The sequence below is a fragment of the Actinomadura sp. DC4 genome (genome assembly GCF_030406325.1).
Classification (GTDB): domain Bacteria; phylum Actinomycetota; class Actinomycetes; order Streptosporangiales; family Streptosporangiaceae; genus Actinoallomurus.
Genome location: NZ_JAUEQY010000004.1, coordinates 376,798 through 397,831 on the forward strand (window position 1 = coordinate 376,798; position 21,034 = coordinate 397,831).

The window sequence follows — 21,034 nt, forward strand, 5'->3', positions numbered from 1 at the left end:
GCGACGGCGTACCGCGAGCTCGGAGACATCGAGACGACCGATCGGCTGCCGCGGTCGGTGGCGACGCTGCTGGAACGGATGGGACGCGTCGAGGAGGCGGTGGCCGCCATCGACGCGTCCGTGGTGTCCGGTCGCTTCAGGATCTGGCGGCGTTCCAGGCCGGGTTCTGGAGGAAGTAGGTGTCGTAGAGCTCCTGGACCTCCAGCAGGCTCTCGGGTGGCGTCTTTCCGTAGGCGATGCGCTCCAGGTGGCGGAAGTACTCGAACCGCTCGACGCCCGGGGTGATGACGATGAGGATGTCGGCGTCCTCGCCCGGTGCGGCGGCGAAGGCGTGTGCGAGCCCGGGCGGCACGATGACCAGGTCGCCGCGTTCGGCGGTCACGACCTGGTCGCCCGACAGCAGCTGGGCGGTGCCGTCCAGCAGGTAGAACAGCTCGGTGGACTGGGCGTGGTGGTGCGGCTTGGCGCCGTCCGCGCCGTCGGTCAGGCTGACCCGCTGGGTGGACAGCGCGCCGCCGGTGGAGCTGCTGTCGGCCAGCAGGCGGATGGTGGTGGCGGCTCGGCCGATCACTTCCGCGTCGGCGGACCGGACGATGACGGACTCGTCGAACTCAGGCGTGAAGAGGGACATCCGGACTCCTTGAGGGGATCAGAGGGCGAACAGCAGCGCGGCGCTGATGAGCACGACCACGGCGGTGGCGAAGTGGATGCCGAACGCGACCGCCTTCGTGCCGCCGTGGCGCAGGACGATGACGGTGTCGCCGAGGGGCACGAGCGCGACGACGAGCATGTACCAGCCGACGGCGTGGGCGCTCGCGAACGCCAGCAGGGCGAGGCCGAGGACTCCGTAGGTGAGGTCGCGCACGCCCTTGACGCTCAGGTAGGCGGCGTCCCCGTTCTCCTTGGCCGGGACGCCGTAGCCCGCGGCCGCCGAGGAGGGCGCCAGCAGGAACCGGAGGCCGATGACGAGGACGAAGACGACGAGGACGATCGCGAGCCCGTAGGCGATGGGGGTGAGCATGGCCCTCTCCGAGATATCTAGCAGCGCTAGGAACGAGATCGACGTTAGCAGAAGCATCGACACGAACGCTAGCGTTGCTAGGATGAAGGTCATGTCGATCCAACAGCGCCGAGAGCGCGAGCGGGCGGAACGAGAGCGGCTGATCGTCACCGCGGCACGGGAGCTGGCCGAGTCGGAGGGCTGGGACGCGGTGACCACGCGACGGCTGGCCGCCGAGATCGAGTACAGCCAGCCGGTCCTCTACAGCCACTTCACGGGCAAGGACGCCATCATGGCGGCGGTCGCGGTGGAGGGCTTCGCCGACCTCGCCGCCGAGCTGCACGCGGCCCGTACGTCGGAGACCGGCGCGCGGCAGGCCCTCGCCGCCGTCGGCAGGGCCTACTGCGCGTTCGCCGAGCGGCGGCCGGCGCTGTACGACGCGATGTTCACGCTCACCGTCGACCTGCCGTTCGCCACTCCCGAGGCGCCGCCCGCCCTGTGGAAGGCCTTCGGCGAGCTGCTCGAGACCGTTCGGCCGCTCGCGGGAGACGACGACCCGGAGATGCTCACCGAGACCCTGTGGAGCGGGCTGCACGGGCTCCTCACGCTCATGCGCAACGGCAGGCTCCGGCGCGAGCACCACGAGGGGCGGCTCGCGCTGCTGCTCAGCCGGATCTGACCCCGACGTAGTGCACGGACGGCTTCGGGTGCATGAGGAAGTCGTGGTGGGAGATGTTCCAGGCGTACGCCCCGGCCATCGCGAACGCCACCACGTCACCCGTCGCGAGGCGTTCGACCGGCACCTGCCGGGCCAGGACGTCCTTCGGCGTGCAGAGCTGGCCCACCAGCGTCACCGGGCCCGACAGCGACGGCCCCGCGCCCGCGGGGAGCACCGTGAACGGCTGGTCGTGACCCTTGGCCACCGGCGTGCGCAGGTGGTGTGTTCCGCCGCGCAGGACGGCGTAGGACTCCCCGTGGGTCCGTTTCACGTCGAGCACGTCGGTGACGTACCAGCCGCAGTACGCGGTGACCGCACGGCCCGGCTCGATCCGCAGGACCTCGTCCGGCCGCCGCAGCGCCGCCAGCCCGGCGCCGTACGCGGCCCAGTCGAAGCGACGCCCCGGGTCGCGGTAGTCGACGGCCATGCCGCCGCCCAGGTTGACCTCCAGCGGGCCCTCGGACCAGGACCGCGCCCAGCCGAGCACCTGCGCCGCGACCTCCAGCAGCGCCCCCGCCTCCAGGCCGGACGCCAGGTGCGCGTGCATGCCGCGCGGCCGTAGCCACGGCGCCTCCGCGAGCAGGTCCAGGCAGGTCCCGAGGGACTCGGCGTCCATCCCGAACGGCCCGCTCATCCGCAGCGACGCCCCGGCCGCCGCCACCGGCAGGTTGACGCGCAGCAGCACGTCCGCCTCGCGGCGCAGCGCGGCGAGACGCCGCAGCTCGCCCGGCGACTCGACGTGGATCCGGTGCACCGGGGGGCCGGCCGCCGCGGCCAGCTCCTCCTCGGTCTTGCCCGGCCCGCCGAAGGCCACGCGCGCCTTCGGCAGGACCTGCCGTACGTGCGCGAGCTCGCCGCCGGAGGAGACCTCGAATCCGTCGACGTGCGGCGCGAGGGCGGTAAGGATCGGCACCTCGGGGTTGGCCTTGGCCGCGTAGAACAGCTCGGCCGGGACCGCGGCGCGGATCGCCGCGGCGTGCGCGCCGAGCCCGTCCAGGTCATAGACGTACGCGGGGAGCGCGGCGGACAGGGCACGCTCACGTACGGCCTCGGGCGGCGTCACGGCGCAGCCTCCAGGTCGCCGAGCGGGTTGGGCACCGATACGTAGACGGCGTCGCGGTCGGCGTCACGGGCCCAGCGGGTGCGTAGATTGGCCTTTGCCGGCATCGGCACCCCGGCCAGCAGTGCGCGCAGCCGTGCCGCGCCCTCCGGCCCGGACGGCGTCTCCTCGGCGCAGCGGGCGACGTGGTGGCGGGTGAGCCGCCACAGCTCGCGCTCCAGCGGCGGGCACAGGTCGGCGACGGCCGCGGCGACCTCGGCCAGGTGGTTGACGAACAGGCAGTAGACGACGCGGTTCCAGCCCCGCTCCGGCTCGTACGTCATGGCGCGGGCCACCGGCCCGGGCAGGCCGTCCAGGAATGACGCCCAGTGCCCGGACAGCAGTTTGGTCCCCTCCAGGTCGCGGAAGGTCGCCCGGACCGGCATCCCGTCCTCGTCCATCGAGACGAGGACGTTCTGCAGGTGGGGTTCGAGGACGACGCCGTGCTCGAGGTAGGCCCGCAGCACCGGCGGCGCGACGTGCCGGACGTAGGCGTCCCACCAGGCCAGCAGGTGCTCGGGGGAGGAGCCGTGGAGCAGCCGGGCGACCGCGGCGCCGCTGCGGGCGTACGGGTCGGCGATGGCGGCGGAGAGCAGGGGCGTGCCGGGAAGGCCGCGTACGCCGTCGCGCACGATGACCCCGAGCCCCTCGTGCAGCCGCGGGTCCGCCGAGACGGTCCGGTATCCCGGCTCGCCCAGCAGTCCCGCCGACAGCCCGGCGAAGACCGGCCGCAGGGCGCCGGTCAGCGCCACCGCGCCGGGCATCTCGTACCAGGCGTTCTTACGCACGCAGTTGGTGATGCGCACGTCGAGGCTGAACTTCAGGAACCCGTCGGGGACGTACACCGTGCGCACCGAGGACGTCGGCACGGCCTCCGGCCCGTACGGCCCGAGGTCGATGATCGCCTCGGACTCGGGCCGCACCAGGGAGAGCTGCCAGGGATGGGCGGGCAGCACGCGGTAACCGTCGCGCACCGGCGGGCCCAGCCGGTCGAGGAGCGAGACGTCGCCCGCCTCGGCGATCGCGTCCTCGCGTACGGCGAGCCAGTGCAGCGGGAAGCGCCGGCCGGTCTCGGGCGCGTAGCGCGGCCAGTCGGCGCCTTGCCGGGCCTTGGGCGAGGGGTGGAACCGGTGCCCGGCCAGCAGGGCCTGCTCGGAGTCCAGGAAGCGATCGCCGACCGGCTGCCGCCCTTCGCCGATCATGGCCGCGACGACGTCGTGGCTGGCCGTGACCTGCTCGGCGAACTCCGGGTTGGCCTCGCCGGTCGTCAGCTCCAGCTCACCGGCGACCAGCTCGGTCAGCCGCCGCCAGCCGGCCGGGCTCCAGCCGTCGCGCAGCTCCTCCACCGGCGCGGCCAGGCGCGGGGTCATGAGCTGCGGGCGCAGCAGTCGCGCCCGCAGCATCACGCCCGACCGGGGGAGCCGGATGACGAGGTACGGCTCGGCCGGCCAGACCTGCCGTCCCGGCGCGCACAGCTCCCGCACCGCGCAGTTGAGCAGGGCCAGCGCGGTGATCTCACCCGCGTCGGCCCGTGGCCGTGTCTCCGCGGGGGCGAGCGTGGGCGCGGCTTGGGCGAGCGACGTCAATGCGCAGACCTCTTCAGATAGTTCGGCCCCGGCGGGCCGTAGTGCTTGTTGATGTCCTCGGCGCGGGTGCGGTCCTTGCCGACGAGCGTGCCGGCGGTGACCATCGCCTTGGCCGGCAGCCGGTCCGCGTCGAGGGTGCGGGTACGGAGGAAGCCCGAGTCGCCGTGGGCGTCGAGGGCCGCGCCGAGATGGTCGCGGACCAGGCCCAGACCCGTGGCGAGGGGGAGCAGGCCGCGCTCGGCGAGGCCGAAGGCGAGCGCCCCCGCGCACAGGTGCACGGTGATCGTGACGAAGACCCGGGCCAGCGCCTCGGGGTCGCCGGTCAGGAGGCGCCGGTCGGCGAACTCCTCCGGCGCCGGCGCGTGGCCCAGCGCGTCGCCGAGGCGCCGCAGGTCCAGGAGCGCGCCGTCGTTGTCCTTGATCATCAGCCGCAGCGGGTCGCCCGGCACGATGGAGACGTTCTGCTGGTGGGCCTCCAGGGCGATGCCGTACCTCGTGAACAGCGCGACGTTCCAGCCGAACAGCGCGCGAAGGTAGGTCCCGAAGAAGGCGGCCACGTCATCGGTCAGCTCCTCGATGACGTGGTGGCCCGACGGCGTACGGGCCAGCAGGGCGGCGACCGGCACGCCCTCGGCCGGCATCCGGCGCAGGAGGTAGCCGCGGAGCGGGTCGTCGGCGTGGCCCCAGGTCTGCTCGTCGGCCAGGAGCACCGGCGCGCCCTCGCGGTCACGTACGGCACGCAGGACGCGTTCGACCAAGGCGCCGTCGGAGAGTGTGCCGGGCATGATCACGCGGCGGTTGTGCAGGCCCAGGGTGCTGGTGGGCAGCGGCAGCTTGAGGTGTTCGCGCGGGCTCACGGCCACCGTGCGCATGGACAGCGTCGGCCGCACCGTGACGGGCGGCCCGGTCACCGTGGGCAGCAGCCGCGCCGTCAGCGGGTGCACAGGGAAGACGTCGAGCTCGCCTGGCAGGCCCAGGTCGGCGGCCGAGGGCCACCAGCCCGGCCGCTCGCCCTGGATCGTGGAGTGCGGCACCGCGGTCCAGCACAGCCGGAACGACGGGCCGAACTCCGGTGCGTACGCGAGCAGGTCGCGCTCGTCCAGTCCCAGCCGGCACCGGGAGGTCGGGTAGACGGGATGGTCCACGGCCGCGGCGAGCGCCTCGTAGCGCAGGGCGCCCTTGGGCCGCGGCCGTACGGCGTCGTGCAGCCGGAGCGCGCGCAGCGCCTCGCGGCACTCGCGCTCGAAGGCGGCGACGTCGTCGCGCGGGTCGGCCACCGCGCGCACCGCCGCGAGCACCTCGTCCAGGCCGATCTCATCATCCACCGCGAGGTCCTGCAGGAACCCTGCGGCGCTCAGCGCGAGCGTACGCCCGCCGGGCAGCGTGAGCCGGTCGCCGGAGACGCGGCCGGACAGCCCGCCGTAGTCCTCGCGCAGCAGCGCGTCCAGCACGCGTGCGGCGAGGTAGGTCTCGCGTTCCGCGCGCCGTCCGTCCCGTACGGGCGCGGTCACGGCACGATCTCCCACGTGTGCCGGGCGCGGAAGCCGCGGATCGCCGCCTCGACGCCGGCAGCGTCGGAGCCGACCGCCCGGATCATGCCGACGTAGTCGCGGTTCGTCCGGGTCAGCTCGATCGTGTCGCCGGCCGCGCGGACCGGCCAGTAGGCGAGGCGCACACCGCCGGACTCGTACTCCTGGCGCGCGGGCGCGGCGGTCAGCGTGCCGGACCGGTCGGCGATCACCGAGTCGACCGCGGCGTGCCCCGAGGCGGCCGGTACGGGCGGCACCGGCTCGCCGAGGTGGGCGCGCAGCACCCATTCGAAGATCGGCACGCCGAGCAGGTCGGCGAGCAGGAAGTCGCAGTGGTCGCCGATGATCCGGTAGTTGACCTCGATGATCCGGGCGCGGCCCTCGTGCACGACGTACTCGGTGTGGCAGGCGCCGAAGCCGACGCCGAGCGCCGCCAGCCCGGCCAGCACCTCGCCGGCGCAGGGCGGATCCGCCCAGTCCAGGCGCTCCTCGACGAAGTGCGGGGGCACCGAGACCGTGGTGCGGAACCCGCCGAGGACCCGGCCGTCCAGCGTCTCCAGGGTGTGCAGCGTGCCGGGGAGGTACTCCTCGGCGACCAGCGGCTCGGGTCGGCGGGCCCAGATCTCACCGCAGCGGGCGGCCAGCTCGGCCGCGTCGGCCACGAGGAAGACGTCCTCACTGGCCACGCCCTCCCGCGGTTTCACGACCAGAGGGTAGGGCGCGTCCGCGGGCGGCTCCCCGCCGCCGGGCCGGAGTTCGGCGGCGTACACCCCGCCGAGCGCCCGGCGCATGAGCGCCTTGTTCTTGGTGCGCAGCGCCGCCCGCCAGTCCTTGCCGGGCAGGCCGAAGAACTCGGCGGCCAGCGCGGCCGGTGCCTGGAGGTGGTCGCTGTTGGAGAAGATCGCCGCCGGGGCCGGCCCGCGGGCGACGGCCGCGATGATCGACCGGAAGTCGGTGACGTCGCACCGGACGGTCTCCACCGGCCAGGCGCGGTCGGTCAGCAGCGTGACGTCGAGGCCGAGCGCGGCGGCGGCCGGGAGGAACCCGTGCGTCACCGAGTCGGTCTCCTTGCCCGCCACGATGTAGAGCCGCACGAGTCCCCCGCCGATAGGTAAGCCTTACCTAAGCTCTGGCGGGGACAATAGTGGCCCGCCCCACAGGCCTACGCAACCACGGGCGCCGCGCGTGTCTTCGATAACCTGCCAGGCGATGACCAGTGACCTGCCGACCGTGCTGCACGCCGAAGACGTCCGGTTCGTACGCGACCGCCGCGCGTTGCTCGACGAAGTCTCGCTCACCGTCCACGAGGGCGAGCACTGGGCCCTGCTCGGCGCCAACGGCGCGGGCAAGTCCACCCTGCTCAGCCTGCTCGGGGCCTACCAGCACCCGACGACCGGGCGGGTCGAGATCCTCGGCCACCGCCTCGGCCGGGTGGACGTCCGCGAGCTGCGCGCCTGGATCGGGCACGTGAACCCGCACCACCCGCTGCGGTCCGCCCGCACCGTGCACGAGGTCGTGCTCACCGGCGCCACCGGCAGCATCGAGCTGGTGCCGCACTGGAAGCCCGAGCCGGAGGTGACGGACCGCGCCGAGGAGCTCATCGAGCTGCTCGGGCTGGCCTCACACCGCGACGCCCGCTGGCCGACGCTGTCGCACGGCGAGCGCGGCCGTACGCTCATCGCCCGCGCCCTCATGCCGCAGCCGCGCCTGCTGCTCCTCGACGAGCCCGCCACCGGCCTGGACGTCGCGGCCCGTGAGCGGCTGCTGACCTCCATCGACCTGCTGCGGAACGCCCGGCCCGGGCTGACCAGCGTGCTCGTCACCCATCACCTGGAGGAGCTGCCGGCCAGCACCACCCACGCGATCCTGCTCCGGGACGGCCGGGTGCTCGCCTCGGGCGCCGCCGACGACGTCCTCACCACCGAGCTGATCAGCGCGTGCTTCGACCACCCGATCACCATCGAGAAGTCCGGCGGCCGCTGGGCCGCCCGGGCCTCCTGATGGACCTGCGGGCCCGCTGGCCGGGGCCGGAGCCGGTCGGCGCCGACCTCCTGCGCCGCTACGCCGAGCCCCACCGCCGCTACCACACGCTCGACCACCTGGCCGCGGTGCTCGACGGCGTGGACGCGCTGGCGGCGGAGGCCGACGACGTCGAGGCCGTACGGCTGGCGGCCTGGTTCCACGACGCGGTCTATGACCCCGCGCGCGGCGACAACGAGGAGCGCAGCGCCGTGCTCGCCGAGCAGGCGCTCGCCGGCACCGGCCTGCCGGTCGCCGAGGTGGCCCGGCTGGTACGGCTGACCACGACGCACGACCCGCAGGAGGGCGACCGCAACGGCGCCGTCCTGTCGGACGCGGACCTGGCGATCCTGGCCGCCGGCCCCGAGCGCTACGCCGCGTACGCCGCCGCGGTCCGCGAGGAGTACGCCGCGGTGCCGGACGAGGCGTTCCGCGCGGGCCGCGCGGACGTGCTGCGGAGCCTGCTCGGCCTGCCCGCGCTGTTCCGTACGCCGGCCGGCCACGAGCGGTGGGAGGCCGCGGCCCGGCACAACCTCCGGACCGAGCTCATGCTCCTGGAGCGTGCTTCCGGCGGCGCAGCCCCGCCCTGATGAGCCGGGCCACCAGCTCCTGAGAGCCGATGGCCTGCGCTCCCAGAAGCAGGGCGGGTTCGTACAGATCGGCGGGGATGTCGTAGTGGTCGCGTTCGAAGGCGCGCGGCGGCACGCCGAGGCGTTCGGCGAAGTCGTGCAGCTCGGCGAATGAGGTGTCGCTTACCAGATGCGACCACAGCCGTCCGCGGGCGGGCCAGAGGGGGCGGTCGATGAGGATGGTCACCGCATTAGAGTGCCAGAGGTAGTTCCGCCTGCGAGGAAGCGGTTCAATGGACGTACGCGAATACATCGAGGCAGGCGCGAGCGGGTTCTTCGCCGCGCTGAAGGACTGGCTCGCCATCCCGTCGATCTCCGGCGATCCCGATCGCCGCGGCGACGTGCGGCGGTCCGCCGAGTGGCTCCAGGGCCATCTCCGCGAGACCGGGTTCCCGGTCGTGGAGATCTGGGAGACCGGCACCACCGACGACCCGGGGCTGCCCGCGGTGTTCGCCGAGTGGCCCGCCGCCGACCCGGCCGCGCCGACCATCGTCGTCTACGGCCACCACGACGTGCAGCCGGTCGAGCCGCTCGCCGAATGGGAGACCGCGCCGTTCGAGCCGGTGGAGCGGGGCGACCAGCTGATCGGCCGGGGCTCATCCGATGACAAGGGGCAGATCTTCTTCCACACCCTCGGCCTGCGGGCCGGCATGGCGGCGAGCGGCGCCACCGCGCCGCCCGTGACGATCAAGATGCTGGTCGAGGGCGAGGAGGAGTCGGGCTCGCCGCACTTCGCGCGGCTCCTGCGGGACCGCCGGGACCGGCTGACCTGCGACGCCATCGTGATCAGCGACACGACCATGTGGGCCGCGGACGTGCCGTCCATGTGCACCGGCATGCGGGGCCTCACCGAGGCGTCGGTCTCGCTGTACGGCCCGTCGATGGACCTGCACTCCGGCTCCTTCGGCGGCGCGGTGCCCAACCCGCTGCACGCCATGGCCGGGCTCCTGGCCGGCCTGCACGACGGGCGGAACCGCGTCACCCTCAAGGGCTTCTACGACGGGGTCGTGGAGCTGACCGAGGAGGAGCGCGACTCGTTCGCGCGGCTGCCGTTCGACGAGGCGGAGTGGCTGGCGACGGCGGGCGGGAGCCGCGCCGCGTTCGGCGAGGAGGGCTTCACCACCCTCGAACGCGTCTGGGCGCGGCCGACCGCCGAGATCAACGGCATGTGGGGCGGCCACACCGGCCCCGGCGGCAAGACGATCGTGCCGCGCGAGGCGCACGCCAAGGTGTCCTTCCGGCTGGTCGCCGGGCAGGACCCGCGGGCCGTACAGGAGGCGTTCGCCGCCTACGTCGCCGAGAACGCCCCGCCCGGTGTCAAGGCCGAGGTCGCCTTCCCCTCGGGGGACGGCGTACGCCCGTGCTTCTCCCCGATCGACTCGCCCGGGGTGCTGGCCGCCCGGCGCGCGATGGAGCGCGCGTTCGGCAAGGAGGTGCTGTTCACCCGCGAGGGCGGCAGCGGCCCCGAGGCCGATCTCGCCGACATCCTGGAGGCGCCGCTGGTGTTCGTGGCGGTCGGGCTGGACGAGGACCGCATCCACGCGCCGAACGAGAAGGTCGAGAAACCGCTGCTGCTCAAGGGTGCCGAGGTCGCGGCCTACCTCTGGGACGAGTTCGCCGGACAGGGGCGGGCGGAGGCGGGCTCGTGACCGAGACGGCGCTCGGCTGGCTGGCACTCGCCCGCGGCGCGCTCGACCGCGTCGGCGAGCGCCGCCGCGACGACGCCTGGCTTGCCGGGAGGTGGGCCGATCCGCGCAGCCGCGTGCTCGTGATCGATCGGGGAAAGGTGCCGATCCGGCCGGAACCCGCGCTGGTGCTGATCGCCCCGGAGCAGGCGCCCGAGGGTGAGCGCTACCTTCTGGGCGTCGACACCGACGACGTCGCGTACTTCGCGGTCTCGGCTCCGCTGCCCGCGATCGAGGGGACCGAACCGTCGAGTCTGCGGGCGGCCGGCGCGCTGCTCAGCGACCGTGACGCCGGCCTGCTGACCCAGGCGGTGGCCCTGCAGAACTGGCACGACACCCACACGCACTGCCCGCGCTGCGGCGCCCTGACCACTCCGGCCTCCGCCGGCCACACGCGGATCTGCACGGTGGACGGCTCGGAGCACTTTCCCCGTACGGACCCGGCAGTGATCATGCTCGTGCACGACTCGGAGCGGATCCTGCTGGCGCGGAGCGCGAACTGGCCGCCGCGGCGAGTCTCGATCCTCGCCGGGTTCGTCGAGGCGGGTGAGTCCCTGGAGCAGGCCGTCGCCCGTGAGGTCCGCGAGGAGGTCGGGATCGCCGTGGGCGACTGCCGCTACCTCGGCAGCCAGCCGTGGCCGCTGCCGCGCAGCCTCATGCTGGGGTTCTTCGCCCACGCCGAGGACGGCCAGGAGCTGAAGGTGGACGGGGAGGAGATCAAGAGCGCCCGCTGGTACTCCCGCGAGGAGCTGCGCGCCGCCACGGAGACCGGGGAGGTCCTGCTGCCGGGCCGGGTCTCGATCGCGCGCCAGCTCATCGAACGCTGGTACGGCGGCGAGCTGCCCGGTGACTGGTGATGGGCAGCCCGCCGCCGCTGTCGGGGGCAGGGGAGGGGGACTGGCCGTACGGCCTGGACGACGGGGGCCAACGTCGCCAGACCGTACGGCGTTCCTTCGGCCGGGGGCGATCTCCGGTTCTACGGTCCGGGGACCGACCAAAGCGGTTTCGGCTCAGTAGGGCAGGGGCCGGCCTGACGGGGAACGCAGGTCGAGCTCGGGCAGCGTGGTCTCGCGCGGCCGGCCTGCCTTGATACGAATGCGGCGCATAGGATCGGTCCTTACGCTCTTCATGAAGATCTAGGCGGCGAGCGTCAGCGGGCGGGCTCGGTGCGGTGAGACCGCGTGTCCGTCCGGGAACAGCTCACCGGTGTCATCGAAGACCACGACACCGTTGCAGAGCAGGCTCCATCCCTGCTCCGGGTGCGCGGAGATGACGCGTGCGGCGATGTGGTCATCCGCGGTCGCTGTCGGACACTGCGGCCAGTGCTGGCACATGACGTCTTCTCCTCTCACAGCTGGTAATGGGGTTATGCCTTCACACTCGCGCCTACGGCGCTCGGTGTCTGCGCGGCCAGCACCCATCCTGCTGTCCTGCCAGCCGCAGTGCCGACCCCCCAGCTAGCCGGTACGCTCCCGTGCCCGCCGCGTACGGCGCGTCCCTGACCTGCGTTCTTGCGCGGCACCCCGTTACCGCCCGGCCAGCGGGAAAGCTTATATTCCGGTTAGCGGCAATGCGTATCAGCTTTGCGATTCGCCAGACTGGGGCAATGGACATGCGCTGTCTGATCGTCGATGACAATGCCCGTTTTCTCGTGACCGCACGCGGTGTGCTGGAGCGGGACGGGATCACCGTCGTAGGCGTGGCGTCGGACAGTGCGTCGGCTTTCGACCTGGTCGACCGGCTCCGGCCGGATCTCGTGCTCGTCGACGTGTGCCTGGGGGATGAGTCCGGTGTGGACCTCGCCGACCGTCTCACCGAGGCGTCGCTGTCGAAGCCGACCGTGATCTTGATCTCGACCTATCCCGAAGACGACTTCGCGGACATCGTCGCCGGGTGCACGGCCCTCGGCTTCCTGCCGAAGTCCGAGCTCTCCGGCCCGGCGGTCCGCAGGGTCCTCGGGTTCTCCGACGACCGGGCCCCCGTCCGTAATGACCGTATTTGATCACTGATCGTGTCGATCAGCGGTTGTCCAGGAAGGTGATCACGGCGAGGACCCGCCGGTGGTCGTCCTCGGTCTCCGGAAGCTGCATCCGCGCGAGAATGCTGCGCACGTGCTTCTCGACGGTCCCCTCGGTGATCCACAGGCGGTTGGCGATGCCGGCGTTCGAGCGCCCCTCGGCCATCAGGGCGAGCACCTCGCGCTCGCGTTCGGTCAGGCTCTCCAGCGGGTCGTCCTTGTGCCGGGCCGTGAGCAGCTCCTGGACGAGCCCCGGGTCGACGACGGAGCCGCCCTGGGCGATCCGCTCGACCGTCTCGATGAACTCACTCACCTCGGTCACCCGGCTCTTCAGCAGGTAGCCGACGCGCTGGCCGGCGGCGAGCAGCTCCGTGGCCTGGTCGACCTCGACGTGCGCGGACAGCAGGAGGATCCCGATCGAGGGGAACTCCCGGCGTATCACCTGGGCCGCGTCCAGCCCCTCGGTCTCGTAGGCGGGCGGCATCCGGATATCGACGATCGCCACGTCGGGCTGGTGCTCGCGTACGGCGGCGATCAGCTCCTCGCCGTCGCCCGCCTGCCCGACGATCTGAAACCCCGACCGCTCCAGCAGGCTGGCGAGCCCTGCCCGGAGCAGGACGTCGTCCTCCGCCAGGGTGATCCGCGCTCTTCGCTCGACCATCACTCTCCTCCGCACGTAGAGTGATTCCACACCAACCCTAATCTCATTATCGGCCAGTCTCTGCTGGTCGGGGGGGCGAGTAGTGACCGGATGGCTGTCACGCCGCTCGCAACTGAGGGTCGATGCTCCAGGGGGACTGAGCCGGCGGCTGGTCATCGCGAGCGCACTGCTCGCGCTCCTGATGGCCGCGACGTTCTTGATCCTCTTCGGGGCGATCGCCGGGCTGCGCAACGCGGCGGCGCTCACGGGCCGGTCGGAGGAGGTGCTCTCCTCCGCGAACCGGCTCGAACGGCTGATCGTCGATCTTGAAACGGGCGAGCGCGGATACATCATCACCCACGACGAGTCGTTCCTGACGCCCTGGGAGACGGCCCGCGCGATCCTTCCCGACGAGGCGGCGGACTTCCGGCGGCTCGGCGCGGAGATCAACCGTTACCAGGGCCGGCGCGCCGCCCTGATCTCCGAGTCCGTGATGTCCTACCTCCAGGACTACTCGGTACCGCTCGTGGCGAAGGTCCGGGCCCAGAACCCGGGCGTGAAGACCACTCCGGCGGTCGCCGACGGCCAGCGGCGCCTCAACCGCATCCGGGTGGACTTCGACCAGTTCGTGGACGTCCAGCGCCGGCTCGCCTCCGGCTACGAGCAGCGCTCGCTGGAGGCCTCCCGGCGGGCCATGGCGATGGCCGGCGCGGCGGCGATCGGCTCGTTCGTCCTGGTCTTCCTCTTCACCTCCTACCTCACCCGTGCCCTCGTACGCCCGGTGCGCCGGGCGTCGATCATGGCCGGTGACCTGGCCCGAGGCGAGCTGGGCGTCTGCATGCCCGAGACCTCGCTGGGCGAGATCGGCGTGCTCGAACGGGCGTTCAACACCATGGCGCGCTCCCTGCAGCTGAGCCATGCCAAGCTCCGCAGGGTCGCCGACGAGCAGGCGGCGCTCCGGCGCGTGGCCACCCTCGTGGCCCGCGCCGTCTCGCCGCACGAGGTCTTCGAGGCGGTCGCCACCGAGCTCGGCCGGATCCTGGGCGCCGACTTCATCGTGATCATCAGGTTCGAGCCCGACCGGATGGAGACCGTGGTCGGCTCCTGGAAGCCCGAGGAGAACCCCGAGCCCGCGCCGCCCGTCGGCTCCTGCTGGTCGCTGGAGGGCCGGAGCCTGGAGTCCGTGGTGGAGCGGACCGGCCGCCCGGCGCGGATGACCGACTACCAGCACGCCACCAGCGGCATCGGGGTGTGGGCGCGGACGCGGGGTATCCAGTCCGGGGCCGGCAGCCCGGTCGTGGTCGAGGGCCGTCTGTGGGGCGTGATGATCGCCTTCTCCGCGACCGGCGAGCCGCAGCCGGAGGGCATCGAGTCCCGCATGATCGAGTACACCGAGCTCGTCGGCACCGCGATCGCCAACGCCGAGAGCCGGGCCAAGCTCACCGCCGCCCGCGCCCGCCTGGTCGCGGCCTCGGACGAGACCCGCCGACGGATCGAGCGCGATCTTCACGACGGCGCGCAGCAGCGCCTCGTCTCGCTCGGGCTGGAGCTGCGGGCCGCCGAGGCGTCCGTGCCCGACGGGCACGAGGTCGTCCGTGACCGCATCGGCCGTACGGTGACGGGCCTGGCCGGCGTGCTGGAGGACCTGCAGGACATCTCCCGCGGCCTGCACCCGGCGATCCTGTCCAAGGGGGGCCTGCAGCCGGCGATCAAGGCGTTCGCCCGGCGGGCCGCGGTCCCGGTCGAGCTGAACCTGCACGCCGAGCGGCGGCTGGAGGAGCGGCTCGAGGTGGCCGTCTACTACATCGTCGCGGAGGCCGTGACGAACGCGATCAGGCACGCGGACGCCTCGGTCGTACGGATCCGGCTGGACCTCGAGGACGACGGGATCCGCCTGCTGGTCGAGGACGACGGCGTCGGCGGGGCCGCGATCGGCGGCGGCTCGGGGCTCATCGGCCTGAAGGACCGCGTCGAGGCGCTCGGCGGCGTCATCGAGGTCGAGAGTCCCAGCGGCAAAGGCACCTCGATCCACGTGCGGATTCCCCTCTGGGACCGCTGAGCCAGGGGTAGGAGACCGTACGGGGGGACGCGAATGGCCAGGCAGAGCATCGGTGAGCAGTTCGTCGACATCCTCGTGCGCGCGGGGGTCGAGCGGATCTACGGCGTGGTGGGCGACAGCCTCAACCCGGTCACGGACGCGGTCCGCCGTACGCCGGGCATCGACTGGGTCCAGGTGCGCCACGAGGAGTCCGCCGCCTTCGCCGCGGGCGCCGAGGCCCAGGTCACCGGCCGCCTGGCGGCGTGCGCGGGCTCCTGCGGCCCCGGGCACCTCCACCTGATCAACGGCCTGTACGACGCGCACCGCAGCATGGCGCCGGTCATCGCCCTGGCCGCCCACATCCCGAGCAGCGAGATCGGCACCGGGTACTTCCAGGAGACCCACCCCGACCGGCTGTTCGCCGAGTGCAGCCACTACTCGGAGCTCATCTCCAACCCGGAGCAGATGCCCCGGGTGCTGCAGACGGCGATCCAGCACGCGGTCGGCCGGTCCGGCGTCGCCGTGGTCAGCCTGCCCGGCGACGTGGCCGGGCTGGACGCACCCCAGGGCGCCGCCCAGCTGGCGCTGGTCACCCGCCGCCCGGCGATCCGCCCGGCCGATGAGGAGATCGCCTCGCTCACCCGGATGATCGACGACGCGGAGCGGGTCACGCTGTTCTGCGGCAGCGGCACGGCGGGCGCGCACGACGAGGTCATGGCCCTGGCCGAGCGGATCAAGGCCCCGGTCGCCCACGCGCTGCGCGGCAAGGAGTGGATCCAGTACGACAACCCCTTCGACGTCGGCATGTCGGGGCTGCTGGGCTACGGGGCGGCGTACGAGGCGATGCACGAGGCCGACCTGCTCGTGCTGCTGGGCACGGACTTCCCCTACAACAAGTTCCTCCCCGACCGCGTGCCGATCGTCCAGGTCGACGTGCGGCCCGAGCACCTGGGCCGGCGCTGCCGGCTGGACCTGGCCGTGTGGGGCGACGCGCGGGAGACGCTGCAGGCGGTGATCCCGCTCGTACGGGAGAAGACCGGCCGCCGCTTCCTCGACCGCATGCTGAAGAAGCACGCGGACGCGCTGGAGGGCGCGGTGGCCGCCTACACGCGCGACGTCGACCGGCACACGCCGATCCACCCCGAGTACGTCGCCTCGGTGCTGGACGAGGAGGCCGCGGCGGACGCCGTCTTCACCGTCGACACCGGCATGTGCAACGTCTGGGCGGCGCGTTACCTCACGCCGAACGGCCGCCGGCGGGTGATCGGCTCCTTCAGCCACGGCTCGATGGCCAACGCCCTGCCGCAGGCGTTCGGCGCGCAGTTCGCCGGCCGCGGCCGCCAGGTGGTCTCGATGTCCGGCGACGGCGGGTTCTCGATGCTGATGGGCGACCTGCTGTCGGTGGTCCAGTACGACCTGCCGGTGAAGATCGTGGTGTTCGACAACTCCTCGCTCGCCCTGGTGGAGCTGGAGATGATGGTCGAGGGCATGCCGCCGCACGCCACGGGCTACCCCCGCACCGACTACGCCGCCATCGCCCGCGCGGCGGGCGCCTTCGGGGTCCGCGTGGAGGACCCGAAGGACGTGCGCACCGCACTGCGTGACGCGTTCCGGCACGACGGCCCGGCCCTGGTCGACGTGGTGACGGACCCCAACGCCCTGTCCATCCCGCCGCGCATCACCGGCGAGCAGCTCACCGGGTTCGCGCTGTCGGCCAGCAAGATGGTGATCAACGGCGGCGTGGGGCGCATGGTGCAACTGGCCCGCTCGAATCTCCGCAACATCCCCCGCCCCTGATTTCCGGTCCGCCCTTCGTTGCCGGAGTGGTTTCCGTTACTCCTGTGACCGAGCATGGCCAGAAGCCGCCGACTTCCCTGGTTCGTGCGATCGCTGGGTACTTTTCCCTTGACGTCCGGACTCATATGGGCGTAAACAAATGGAAACCAAAGCGAAACGGCGGTGAAAGCAACACGATGTGCGCCGGGGAGAGGAAGCGGGTGAATCCGCTCGGGGTCGGCGTCGCACGAGGTCAAGCCACCGGAGTCGCGGCACGACGTACGGACCGACGGTCCCGGGTCATACGGACGGCACGGACGGTAAGGACGGACAACGCATGATCGTCACGTTGACGCTCAACCCGAGCCTCGACCGGACCATCGAGGTCGACCGCCTCGTACGCGGCACGATGACCCGTGCCACGTCCGCGCGGCTCGACCCGGGCGGCAAGGGAGTGAACGTCTCTCGCGCCCTGCTGGCCAACCAGGTGCCCTCGGTCGCGGTCGTGCCCGTCGGCGGCGCCGACGGCGAGCAGCTCGTACGGCTGCTGGAGGCCGACGGGATCCCGCTCCGCGCGGTCCGCGTCGTCGGCCGCACGCGCTCGAACGTGACCATCGCCGAGCCCGACGGCGTGGTCACCAAGCTGAACGAGCCGGGAGAACCGCTCTCCCGCAAGGAGCTGGACGCGGTCGCCGACGCGGTGCTCGGGGAGACCGAGTCCGCGAGCTGGGTGGTGACCTGCGGCAGCCTTCCGCCCGGTGTACCGGACGGGATCTATGCCCAGATGTGTGAGTTCTTCACCCAGGCGGGCGTCCAGGTCGCGGTCGACGCGAGCGGCCCGGCGCTGCTGGCCGCGGTCGACGCCGCCCCGGTGCTGATCAAGCCCAACCGGGACGAGCTCGCCGAGGCCGTCGGACGGCCGGTCGACAGCGTCGGTGACGCCGTCGAGGCGGCACAGCAGTTGCGTGAACGAGGCGCCGGAAGCGTGCTCGCCAGCCTCGGCGCCGACGGCGCCGTACTGGTCGAGGACGGCGGCGTCACCATCGGTGAGGCGCCGGTCGCCGGGGCGAGGAGCACGGTCGGAGCGGGCGACGCCCTGCTCGCCGGGTTCCTGGCCGCCGGCGCGCGGGGGAGCGAGGCGCTCGCCGAAGGTCTGGCCTGGGGGGCGGCGGCGGTCCGTCTGCCCGCCAGCCGGATGCCGCGGCCGCAGGACATCCGCCGCGACATCGTCCACATCCATTCGCGTCCGGACCTGGGCCGGTCGCTGATCGCCTGATCTGTCCCGGCAGATTCCCAACCCCCAAGGGAGGCCCTTCATGGCCACTCCGTACACGCCAGAAGTCACCGGTGGTGGTGTCAAGGCCACCATCCAGCGAGTCGGCGGTTATCTCGCCGGGATGGTGATGCCCAACATCGGTGCGTTCATCGCCTGGGGTCTCATCACCGCCCTGTTCATCCCGACCGGGTGGCTGCCGAACAAGGAGTTCGGCGCGCTGGTCGACCCGACGATCAATATGTTGCTGCCGATCCTGATCGGTTACACCGGCGGGCGTATGGTGCACGGCCAGCGCGGTGCGGTCGTCGGGGCGGTCGCCACGATCGGGGTCGTGGTCGGCGCGGGGATCCCGATGTTCCTGGGCGCGATGATCATGGGCCCGGCCGCGGCGTACGTGCTCAAGCTGGTCGACGGCTTCATCCAGGAGCGGACCAAGGCCGGCTTCGAGATGCTGGTCGACAACTTCAGCGCCGGCATCATCGGCGCGGCGGCCGCGATCTTCGGCAACTGGGCGATCAAGCCGATCGTCAAGCACGTGACCAGCTGGGCCGGCAGCGGGGTCGAGTGGCTGATCCATCACCACCTGCTCCCGCTGGCGTCGGTGCTGATCGAACCGGCCAAGGTGCTGTTCCTCAACAACGCCGTCAACCACGGCGTGCTGGGCCCGCTGGGCGTGGCCGAGGCGGCCAAGCACGGCAAGTCGATCCTGTTCATGCTGGAGTCCAACCCCGGGCCCGGCCTCGGTGTGCTGGTCGCCTACCTGCTGTTCGGCCCCAAGCGCCTGCGGCCCAGCGTTCCCGCCGCGATCGTGATCCAGTTCCTGGGCGGGATCCACGAGATCTACTTCCCCTACATCCTGATGAAGCCGCGCCTCATCCTCGCGGCGATGGCCGGCGGCGCCGCGGGCATCGGAACGTTCATGATCACCGGTGCGGGCCTGGTCGCCACCCCGGCGCCCGGCAGCATCTTCGCGTACGCCGCAGAAACCCCCCGGGGCGGTTACTTCGGGGTGTTCCTGGGGGTCCTGATCGCCGCCGGAGTCTCCTTCGCGGTCGGCTCGGTCCTGCTCGGCTTCGGCAAGCTGGCCGGTGACGAGGAGGACGAGGCCGAGCTCGAAGCCGAGGCGGCGGCGGCCGGCGAGGAACCGGCCGTGGTGACGGCCGGGGAGGAGCCGGCGGCGACGACGACCCGGACCGACGAGGCGCCGGCCACCGAAACAGCACCCCATGGAGCGTGACCGATGAACGGCAAGGACGTAAAGAAGATCGTCGTGGCCTGTGACGCCGGAATGGGCAGCAGCGTCATGCTGGCCAGTCAGCTGCGCAAGGAGCTCAAGAAGTTCTCGGTCGTGGTGGAGCACACCCCGGTCAACACCATCCCCGAGGACGCGGACATCGTCGTCTGCCACCAGGGCCTCGCCGCGCGCGCCGCGGTCGGCGCGGGCGGCAAGCCGATCGTCAAGTTCCAGGTCTTCATCGGCGACCCCGCCGTGAAGAGCCTCGTCTCCGCGATCAAGAACGGCGGCGAAATCAGTGCCTGAACTCCTTCACCGCGGCGCCGTACGCCTCGACGCGACCGCGACCGGCCGCGACGACGCCATCCGCCAGTGTGGCGAGGCGCTCGTACGGACCGGCGCGGTGGACCCGGCGTACGTCGACACCATGCTCGAACGTGAGCAGTCCGTGTCGACGTACGTCGGGGAGGGCGTCGCGATCCCGCACGGCACGCTTTCCGGCAAGGAATCGGTGCGCCACGACGCGGTCTCCTTCGTCCGTTTCCCCGACGGCGTGAACTGGGGCGACGACCAGCAGGTGGTCCTGTGCATCGGCATCGCCGCGGTCGGCGACGGCCACGTACGGCTGCTGTCCGAGCTCGCCCAGATCCTGCTCGACCCGGAACGCGCCCGCGCTCTCCGCGAGACGACCGACATCGACGAAGTGGTACGGCTGCTGCAGCCGGCCGGAGAAGAGGAACCAGCGTGAAGGTCGCCCGTTTCTACTCACCCGGAGACATCCGTGTCGAGGATGCCCCGGAGCCCTCGCCCGGCCCCGGAGACGTGAAGATCCGGGTGCGCAACTGCTCCACCTGCGGCACGGACGTGAAGATCTCCAAGTTCGGCCACCACCACATCCGGCCGCCCCGGGTGATGGGACACGAGATCGCCGGGGAGGTGGTCGAGCTCGGCGAGGGCGTGACCGGCTGGCAGCCGGGCGACCGCGTGCAGGTCATCGCGGCCATTCCCGACGGCACGTGCGAGGAGTGCCGGCGCGGCCGGATGACCGTGTGCCCGAACCAGGAGTCGATGGGCTACCACTACGACGGCGGCTTCGCCGAGTACACGATCGTGCCGGCCAAGGTGCTCGCCGTCGACGGCCTCAACCGCGTCCCCGACGGGATCGGCTTCGCCGAGGCCTCGGTGGCCGAGCCGCTCGCGTGCGTGCTCAACGGTCAGGAGCTGGCCCGCATCGGCGAGGGCGACGACGTCGTCATCGTCGGCGCCGGCCCGATCGGCTGCCTGCACGTACGCCTGGCGCGCGCCCGCGGCGCGGCCCGCGTCTTCCTGGCCGACCTGAACCCCGACCGGCTGGCCATGTCCGCCGACCGGGTGGAGCCGGACGCCGCGATCCACGGCGCCGACCTGGTCGACCAGGTCATGAAGCTGACCGACGGACGGGGCGCGGACGCGATCGTGACCGCCGCCGCCTCCGGCGCCGCGCAGGAGTCGGCGCTGCAGATGGCGGCCCGCCAGGGCCGGATCAGCTTCTTCGGCGGGCTGCCGAAGGACAACCCGGTGATCGCCTGCGACTCCAACCTCGTGCACTACCGCGAGCTGACGATCGTGGGCGCCAACGGCTCCAGTCCGCAGCACAACAAGCGGGCGCTCGAGCTCATCGCCTCCGGCGCGGTCCCGGTGTCGGACCTGATCACCGAACGCCTGCCGCTGTCCGACGTACTCGACGGCATCGCCATCGTGGCGGCCGGTACCGCGATCAAGGTCACCATCGAACCCTGATGAGGGAGC

General features: G+C 72.2%; 22 protein-coding genes. 13 read left to right on the plus strand and 9 right to left on the minus strand.

The window, feature by feature from the left end:
- Positions 1–136 precede the first annotated feature (136 nt).
- Complete coding sequence (locus QWU11_RS09075) at positions 137–631, minus strand: cupin domain-containing protein (protein ID WP_290104608.1); 495 nt, start codon at positions 629–631, stop codon at positions 137–139.
- Between the two features lie 18 nt (positions 632–649).
- Positions 650–1,021, minus strand: a complete 372-nt coding sequence (locus QWU11_RS09080; RefSeq protein ID WP_290104609.1) for a DUF4267 domain-containing protein — start codon at positions 1,019–1,021, stop codon at positions 650–652.
- 91 nt (positions 1,022–1,112) lie between these two features.
- Between QWU11_RS09080 and QWU11_RS09085 the strand changes: the two genes are divergently transcribed.
- Positions 1,113–1,679, plus strand: a complete 567-nt coding sequence (locus QWU11_RS09085) for a TetR/AcrR family transcriptional regulator (RefSeq protein WP_290104610.1) — start codon at positions 1,113–1,115, stop codon at positions 1,677–1,679.
- On the opposite strand, the gene QWU11_RS09090 is transcribed toward QWU11_RS09085, so the two are convergent.
- From QWU11_RS09090 to QWU11_RS09105, 4 genes are read right to left on the minus strand one after another with little or no spacing between them, the layout of a single operon-like run.
- Positions 1,666–2,781 (minus strand): alanine racemase, encoded by a 1,116-nt coding sequence (locus QWU11_RS09090; RefSeq protein ID WP_290104611.1) that lies wholly within the window; start codon positions 2,779–2,781, stop codon positions 1,666–1,668. The genes QWU11_RS09085 and QWU11_RS09090 overlap by 14 nt on opposite strands.
- On the minus strand, positions 2,778–4,403 hold the full coding sequence (locus QWU11_RS09095; RefSeq protein WP_290104612.1) for an IucA/IucC family protein: 1,626 nt from the start codon (positions 4,401–4,403) through the stop codon (positions 2,778–2,780). Before QWU11_RS09095 ends, QWU11_RS09090 begins: the two co-directional genes overlap by 4 nt.
- Positions 4,400–5,914, minus strand: coding sequence for an IucA/IucC family protein (locus QWU11_RS09100; RefSeq protein ID WP_290104613.1), 1,515 nt, complete (start codon positions 5,912–5,914; stop codon positions 4,400–4,402). The genes QWU11_RS09095 and QWU11_RS09100 overlap by 4 nt, the downstream gene beginning before the upstream one ends.
- Complete coding sequence (locus QWU11_RS09105) at positions 5,911–7,026, minus strand: siderophore biosynthesis protein (protein WP_290104614.1); 1,116 nt, start codon at positions 7,024–7,026, stop codon at positions 5,911–5,913. The genes QWU11_RS09100 and QWU11_RS09105 overlap by 4 nt, the downstream gene beginning before the upstream one ends.
- Before the next feature lie 115 nt (positions 7,027–7,141).
- On the opposite strand from QWU11_RS09105, the gene QWU11_RS09110 reads away from it, so the two are divergent.
- Together QWU11_RS09110 and QWU11_RS09115 are read left to right on the plus strand one after the other, a co-directional pair.
- Positions 7,142–7,933: an ATP-binding cassette domain-containing protein gene (locus QWU11_RS09110; RefSeq protein WP_290104615.1), complete on the plus strand. Its 792-nt coding sequence runs from the start codon at positions 7,142–7,144 to the stop codon at positions 7,931–7,933.
- A complete protein-coding gene (locus tag QWU11_RS09115; RefSeq protein WP_290104616.1) occupies positions 7,933–8,541 on the plus strand; it encodes a metal-dependent phosphohydrolase in 609 nt (202 codons plus the stop codon). Before QWU11_RS09110 ends, QWU11_RS09115 begins: the two co-directional genes overlap by 1 nt.
- On the opposite strand, the gene QWU11_RS09120 is transcribed toward QWU11_RS09115, so the two are convergent.
- Positions 8,498–8,767, minus strand: a complete 270-nt coding sequence (locus QWU11_RS09120) for a DUF4031 domain-containing protein (RefSeq protein ID WP_290104617.1) — start codon at positions 8,765–8,767, stop codon at positions 8,498–8,500. The two genes, QWU11_RS09115 and QWU11_RS09120, sit on opposite strands and share 44 nt — an antisense overlap.
- Before the next feature lie 46 nt (positions 8,768–8,813).
- Between QWU11_RS09120 and QWU11_RS09125 the strand changes: the two genes are divergently transcribed.
- Positions 8,814–10,229 carry a dipeptidase gene (locus QWU11_RS09125; protein ID WP_290104618.1) on the plus strand — a complete coding sequence of 472 codons (1,416 nt, stop codon included), beginning with the start codon at positions 8,814–8,816 and terminating at the stop codon, positions 10,227–10,229.
- Positions 10,226–11,122 (plus strand): NAD(+) diphosphatase, encoded by an 897-nt coding sequence (gene nudC / locus QWU11_RS09130; RefSeq protein ID WP_290104619.1) that lies wholly within the window; start codon positions 10,226–10,228, stop codon positions 11,120–11,122. The genes QWU11_RS09125 and nudC overlap by 4 nt, the downstream gene beginning before the upstream one ends.
- 279 nt (positions 11,123–11,401) lie before the next feature.
- Here the strand turns inward: nudC and QWU11_RS09135 are convergent, their stop codons facing one another.
- Positions 11,402–11,599: a DUF5999 family protein gene (locus QWU11_RS09135; protein ID WP_290104620.1), complete on the minus strand. Its 198-nt coding sequence runs from the start codon at positions 11,597–11,599 to the stop codon at positions 11,402–11,404.
- 272 nt (positions 11,600–11,871) lie between these two features.
- On the opposite strand from QWU11_RS09135, the gene QWU11_RS09140 reads away from it, so the two are divergent.
- The gene (locus QWU11_RS09140; protein WP_290104621.1) at positions 11,872–12,267 is read left to right on the plus strand and encodes a response regulator; all 396 of its coding nucleotides are present in this window, start codon (positions 11,872–11,874) and stop codon (positions 12,265–12,267) included.
- A gap of 16 nt (positions 12,268–12,283) precedes the next feature.
- Here the strand turns inward: QWU11_RS09140 and QWU11_RS09145 are convergent, their stop codons facing one another.
- Positions 12,284–12,943: a response regulator transcription factor gene (locus QWU11_RS09145; protein WP_290104622.1), complete on the minus strand. Its 660-nt coding sequence runs from the start codon at positions 12,941–12,943 to the stop codon at positions 12,284–12,286.
- Positions 12,944–13,025: 82 nt separating this feature from the next.
- Here QWU11_RS09145 and QWU11_RS09150 point away from each other — a divergent pair, with 82 nt between their 5' ends.
- The 7 genes from QWU11_RS09150 (at position 13,026) to QWU11_RS09180 (ending at position 21,025) form a co-directional block, all read left to right on the plus strand.
- Positions 13,026–14,981, plus strand: coding sequence for a CHASE3 domain-containing protein (locus QWU11_RS09150; RefSeq protein ID WP_290104623.1), 1,956 nt, complete (start codon positions 13,026–13,028; stop codon positions 14,979–14,981).
- A gap of 33 nt (positions 14,982–15,014) precedes the next feature.
- On the plus strand, positions 15,015–16,757 hold the full coding sequence (locus QWU11_RS09155; RefSeq protein ID WP_290104624.1) for a pyruvate dehydrogenase: 1,743 nt from the start codon (positions 15,015–15,017) through the stop codon (positions 16,755–16,757).
- Between the two features lie 316 nt (positions 16,758–17,073).
- The gene (gene pfkB, locus QWU11_RS09160; protein WP_290104625.1) at positions 17,074–18,012 is read left to right on the plus strand and encodes a 1-phosphofructokinase; all 939 of its coding nucleotides are present in this window, start codon (positions 17,074–17,076) and stop codon (positions 18,010–18,012) included.
- Between the two features lie 40 nt (positions 18,013–18,052).
- On the plus strand, positions 18,053–19,249 hold the full coding sequence (locus tag QWU11_RS09165) for a PTS mannitol transporter subunit IICB (RefSeq protein ID WP_290104626.1): 1,197 nt from the start codon (positions 18,053–18,055) through the stop codon (positions 19,247–19,249).
- A 3-nt stretch (positions 19,250–19,252) separates the two neighbouring features.
- The gene (locus tag QWU11_RS09170) at positions 19,253–19,552 is read left to right on the plus strand and encodes a PTS lactose transporter subunit IIB (RefSeq protein ID WP_290104627.1); all 300 of its coding nucleotides are present in this window, start codon (positions 19,253–19,255) and stop codon (positions 19,550–19,552) included.
- Entirely contained in the window at positions 19,545–19,994 is a 450-nt protein-coding gene (locus QWU11_RS09175) for a PTS sugar transporter subunit IIA (RefSeq protein ID WP_290104628.1), read from the plus strand. The genes QWU11_RS09170 and QWU11_RS09175 overlap by 8 nt, the downstream gene beginning before the upstream one ends.
- Positions 19,991–21,025 carry a zinc-dependent dehydrogenase gene (locus QWU11_RS09180; protein WP_290104629.1) on the plus strand — a complete coding sequence of 345 codons (1,035 nt, stop codon included), beginning with the start codon at positions 19,991–19,993 and terminating at the stop codon, positions 21,023–21,025. The genes QWU11_RS09175 and QWU11_RS09180 overlap by 4 nt, the downstream gene beginning before the upstream one ends.
- Positions 21,026–21,034 lie beyond the last annotated feature (9 nt).